This is a genomic window from Methylibium sp. T29, assembly GCF_000576205.1.
Taxonomy (GTDB): Bacteria; Pseudomonadota; Gammaproteobacteria; order Burkholderiales; family Burkholderiaceae_C; genus Methylibium; species Methylibium petroleiphilum.
This window is the reverse complement of record NZ_AZND01000254.1, coordinates 1-4,490: the sequence shown is the minus strand read 5'-3', so window position 1 is coordinate 4,490 and position 4,490 is coordinate 1. Positions and strand designations below refer to the sequence as shown.

Sequence of the window (4,490 nt, the reverse complement as noted above, 5' to 3'; positions counted from 1 at the left end):
CTGCTGCGGGCCGGCACGCTGGCGATGGCGATGGGCGTGCTGTGGGTGCTGGCGTCCGCGGCACGGCAGCAGCGCAGCGCGCCCGCGCTGCTGCTGACCGTCACCGCCGTGATCGGCCTGGCGATCGGCCTGCGCGACCTGTGGGTGTTCGGCCAGCCGGAGGCCGGCGATCCGGTGGCCTGGAGCCGCTACACGGTGCTGCTGCTGATCGCGGTGGCGGCGTGGCTGCTGGTGGACGAGTTCACGCGCTCCAGCGCCGAACTGCGCGCGCTGAACCGTGACCTGCTGGACCGCGTGGCGCAGAAGGAGCGCGACCTGCAGATGGCGTTCGAGGGCACACGGCTGCGCGATCAGCGGCAGGCGGTGCTGGCCGAGCGCGACCGCATCCTGCGCGAGATGCACGACGGCCTGGGCGGCCGGCTGGTGGCGGCGATGGCGCTGACCTCGCAGGTGGAGCGCCAGTCACTGCCACCGCCGGGCGGCGAGCCGCGCAGCGTGGACGAGCCGCTGCGCGACCTGAAGCTCACGCTCGACGATTGCCTGGTGGAACTGCGGCTCGCGCTCGACTCGCTGGAGACCGACCAGCGTCCGCTGATCGAGGCGCTGGCCGAGCTGCGCTTCCGCGTCGAGCCCTCGCTGCGCGCGGCCGGCGTGCGGCTGGTGTGGCAGCTCGACGACGCGGCGAGCGAGGTGGAACTGCCGGCGGCGGAGACGCTGCACGTGCTGCGCATCGTGCGCGAGGCGCTGACCAACGTGATCAAGCACGCCCACGCCACCGTGGTGTGGCTGCGCCTCGAGGCGCGCGGCACGCAGCGGCTGGCGCTGGCGGTGGTGGACAACGGCCTGCAGCAGCGCATGAGCGAAGCGCAGGTCGACATGCCGCTGTTCGTGCCGCCGTCCATCGTGCACGGAGGTCGTGGCCTGGCCAACATGCAGCGCCGCGCGGCGGCCTTGTCGGCCCGCCTCGACAGCGGCCCGCACCCGGAGGCTGGGCGGTGACGCTGGAGTTGCCGCTGCCGGGAGCGGCAGCGGGCTGAGCGGGGCCGCGGTGAGGGCGCGGCTTCTCAGGCCACCGGCGGCGCCGTGTCCGCGAAGCTCGGTCGCTGGCTCAGCTTGTCGAGCAGCTTGGCCAGCGACGGATGATCGTCGCGCCAGGGGATCTGCGGGAAACGGAACGACAGCCAGCCGAGCGCGCAGCCGACGGCGATGTCGGCCAGCGTGAAGTGGTTGCCGCCGCACCAGGGGCGGTCGCCCAGGCCCTGGCTCATCGCCTGCAGGCTGGCGTCGACCTTGGCCATCTGGCGGTCAACCCAGCGTCGCTGCGCTGCGCCTCGCTGCGGCCGGCCCAGGTGCGTTCGAGCCGCGCCAGGATGGCGGCGTCGAGCAGGCCGTCGGCCAGCGCTTCCCAGGTGCGCACCTCGATGCGCTCGCGACCGGACGGCGGGATGAGCTTGCCGACCGGCGACAGCATGTCGAGGTACTCGACGATGACGCGCGAGTCGAACACCGCCTCGCCCCCCTCCATCACGAGGCAGGGCACCTTGCCGAGCGGGTTGGATTCGGAGATGGAGGTCTCCGCGCCCCACACGTCGTCGAGCACGAACTTGTACTCGAGCTTTTTCTCGGCCATCACGACACGGACCTTGCGGACGTAGGGGCTGGCGAGGGAACCGATGAGTTTCATGGGAGGTGGGGTGTGGGGTGCGAAACGATTCTAGCCAGCCGCCCCGACCGGACCGCCGCCTTCCGGGGCCGTGTGGCACAAGCCCCCCTCCTACAATTGCAAGCTCCCTGCCACGCCCGTGGCGCGCCCGCACGACCGACCGCTTCCCATGCAATTGACCGCCCTCACCGCCCTGTCGCCGCTCGACGGCCGCTACGCCGCCAAGCTTGCCGCGCTGCGGCCGCTGCTCAGCGAATTCGGCCTGATGCACCGCCGCGTGCAGGTGGAAGTGGAATGGTTCATCGCCCTCAGCGATGCAGGCCTGCCCGAACTGGCACCGCTCGGCAGCGAAGCCCGTGCTCACCTTCGAGCGCTGGTGACGGGCTTCGCCGAGGCCGACGCACAGGCCATCAAGGACATCGAGAAGACCACCAACCACGACGTGAAGGCAGTCGAGTACTGGCTGAAGTCGAAGTTCGCCGGCCACACGGAGCTGCAGGCGGCCGGCGAGTTCGTGCATTTCGCCTGCACCAGCGAGGACATCAACAACACCAGCCATGCGCTGATGCTGGGTGCCGCCCGCGAGGGCGTGCTGCTGCCGGCGCTCGATGGCTTGGTGGCCACGCTGACGCGCATGGCGAACCAGTTCGCCGACCTGCCGATGCTGAGCCGCACCCACGGCCAGACCGCCAGCCCCACCACCGTGGGCAAGGAGATCGCCAACGTGGTGGCGCGCCTGGCCACCGCGCGCCAGCGCATCGCCGCGGTGCCGCTGCTGGCCAAGATGAACGGCGCGGTGGGCAACTACAACGCCCACCTGTCGGCCTACCCCGAGCTGGACTGGGAGGCCTTCAGCCGCCGCGTGGTGGAGCAGCAGCTCGGCCTGGCGTTCAACCCGTACACGATCCAGATCGAGCCGCACGACTACATGGCCGAGCTGTTCGACGCGGTGACGCGCTGCAACACCATCCTGATCGACTGGTCGCGCGACGTCTGGGGCTACATCAGCCTGGGCTACTTCAAGCAGAAGCTCAAGGCCGGCGAGATCGGCTCGAGCACGATGCCGCACAAGGTCAACCCGATCGACTTCGAGAACGCCGAAGGCAACCTGGGCCTGGCCAACGCGCTGCTCGCGCACCTGAGCCAGAAGCTGCCGATCAGCCGCTGGCAGCGCGACCTGACCGACTCGACGGTGCTGCGCAACATGGGCGTGGCACTGGGCTATGCCCTGCTGGGCTGGGACTCGCTGGCGCGCGGCCTGGGCAAGCTCGAGGTCAACGAGGCCGCGCTCGCGGCCGACCTCGACGCCGCCTGGGAGGTGCTGGCCGAGCCCATCCAGACCGTGATGCGCCGCCACGGCCTGCCCAACCCCTACGAACGGCTCAAGGAGCTGACGCGCGGCAAGGCGATCACGCGCGAGTCGCTCGCCGCCTTCATCGAGACGCTGGAGCTGCCCGAGGCCGAGAAGCAGCGCCTGCGCGCGCTGACGCCGGGCAACTACACCGGCAAGGCGGCCGAGCTGGCGCAGCGCATCGGCGGCTGAGGGCGCACACGACATGAGCTTTCGCGCCCGCCTGCTGGCCGCCGAGCGGCTGAACGATTCGCTGCTGTGCGTGGGGCTGGACCCCGAGCCGGCCAAGTTCCCGGCGCCGTGGACCGGCGACGCGGCGCGCATCTTCGACTTCTGCGCCCGCATCGTCGACGCCACCAAGGACCTGGTGATCGCCTTCAAGCCGCAGATCGCCTACTTCGCGGCGCACCGCGCCGAGGAGCAGCTGGAGCGGCTGATGGCCTACCTCCGCCGCGTGGCGCCCGACGTGCCGGTCATCCTGGACGCCAAGCGCGGCGACATCGGCAGCACCGCTGAGCAGTACGCGCGCGAGGCCTTCGAGCGCTACCAGGCCGACGCGGTGACGCTGTCGCCCTTCATGGGCTTCGACTCGGTCGAGCCCTACCTGCGCTGGCCCGGCAAGGGCGCGATCCTGCTGTGCCGCACCTCCAACCCCGGCGGCAGCGACCTGCAGAACCAGCGGCTGGCCGACGTGGAGGGCACACCGCGGCTGTACGAGCACCTGGCGCAGCTCGCGCAGGCCCGTGGAACACCAACGGCCAGCTCGGCCTGGTGGTGGGCGCGACCTTCCCCGAGGAGCTGGCGCGCGTGCGCGCGCTGGCACCGACGCTGCCGCTGCTGATCCCCGGCGTGGGCGCCCAGGGCGGCGACGCGGCGGCGACGGTGAAGGCGGCGTGGCGCGGCGACAAGGCAACGACGAGCGCGCCGATCATCGTGAACTCCTCGCGCGCGGTGCTGTACGCCGGCCGCGATGCCGAGTTCGCGAGCGCGGCGCGCCAGGTGGCGCTGGCCACGCGGGCGGCGCTGAACGCGGCGCGCTGAGGAAACGGCAGCCCCCTCATCCCCGCAACGGCAACCCCCGCCGCCGCACCCCGGTCAACACGAACAGCGCATTCGCCACCGCCGGCGCAATGGGCGGCGTGCCGGGCTCGCCGACACCGCCGGGCGGGTGCTCGCTGGCGACGAGGTGGGTCTCGATCCGCGGCGACTCGGCCAGCGTGAGCAGCGGCTGCCCGGGAAAGTTCTTCTGCTGCACCACGCCGGCCACGATGTCGATGCCGCCGTGCAGCGCGGCGCTGAGGCCGAACACGATGCCGCCCTCCATCTGCTGCCGCACGATGCCGGGGTTGACCACGGTGCCGCAGTCGATGGCGCAGACCACGCGGTGCACGCGCGGCACGCCGCCGGCCGCCAGCGACACCTCGGCCACCTGCGCGACGATGCTGCCGAAGCTCTCGTGCAGCGCCACGCCGCGCG

3 protein-coding genes and 2 pseudogenes are annotated in these 4,490 nt (G+C 71.7%); 3 read left to right on the top strand and 2 right to left on the bottom strand.

Annotation, left to right across the window (positions count from 1 at the left end; genetic code table 11):
- The coding region (locus x551_RS18780) for a histidine kinase (RefSeq protein ID WP_036250163.1) at positions 1-999 on the top strand (999 nt) is incomplete at its 5' end.
- A 65-nt stretch (positions 1,000-1,064) separates the two neighbouring features.
- Here the strand turns inward: x551_RS18780 and x551_RS18775 are convergent.
- Positions 1,065-1,684 (bottom strand): annotated as a pseudogene (locus tag x551_RS18775) (glutathione S-transferase C-terminal domain-containing protein).
- A gap of 148 nt (positions 1,685-1,832) precedes the next feature.
- Between x551_RS18775 and purB the strand changes: the two are divergent.
- Both purB and pyrF read left to right on the top strand, forming a co-directional pair.
- Positions 1,833-3,206, top strand: coding sequence for an adenylosuccinate lyase (gene purB / locus x551_RS18770; RefSeq protein ID WP_036250160.1), 1,374 nt, complete (start codon positions 1,833-1,835; stop codon positions 3,204-3,206).
- 13 nt (positions 3,207-3,219) lie between these two features.
- A pseudogene (pyrF, locus tag x551_RS18765) lies at positions 3,220-4,055 on the top strand (orotidine-5'-phosphate decarboxylase).
- Positions 4,056-4,071: 16 nt separating this feature from the next.
- Here the strand turns inward: pyrF and x551_RS18760 are convergent.
- Positions 4,072-4,490 (bottom strand): molybdopterin cofactor-binding domain-containing protein (locus tag x551_RS18760; RefSeq protein ID WP_036250157.1); only part of this gene is annotated, 419 nt, incomplete at its 5' end.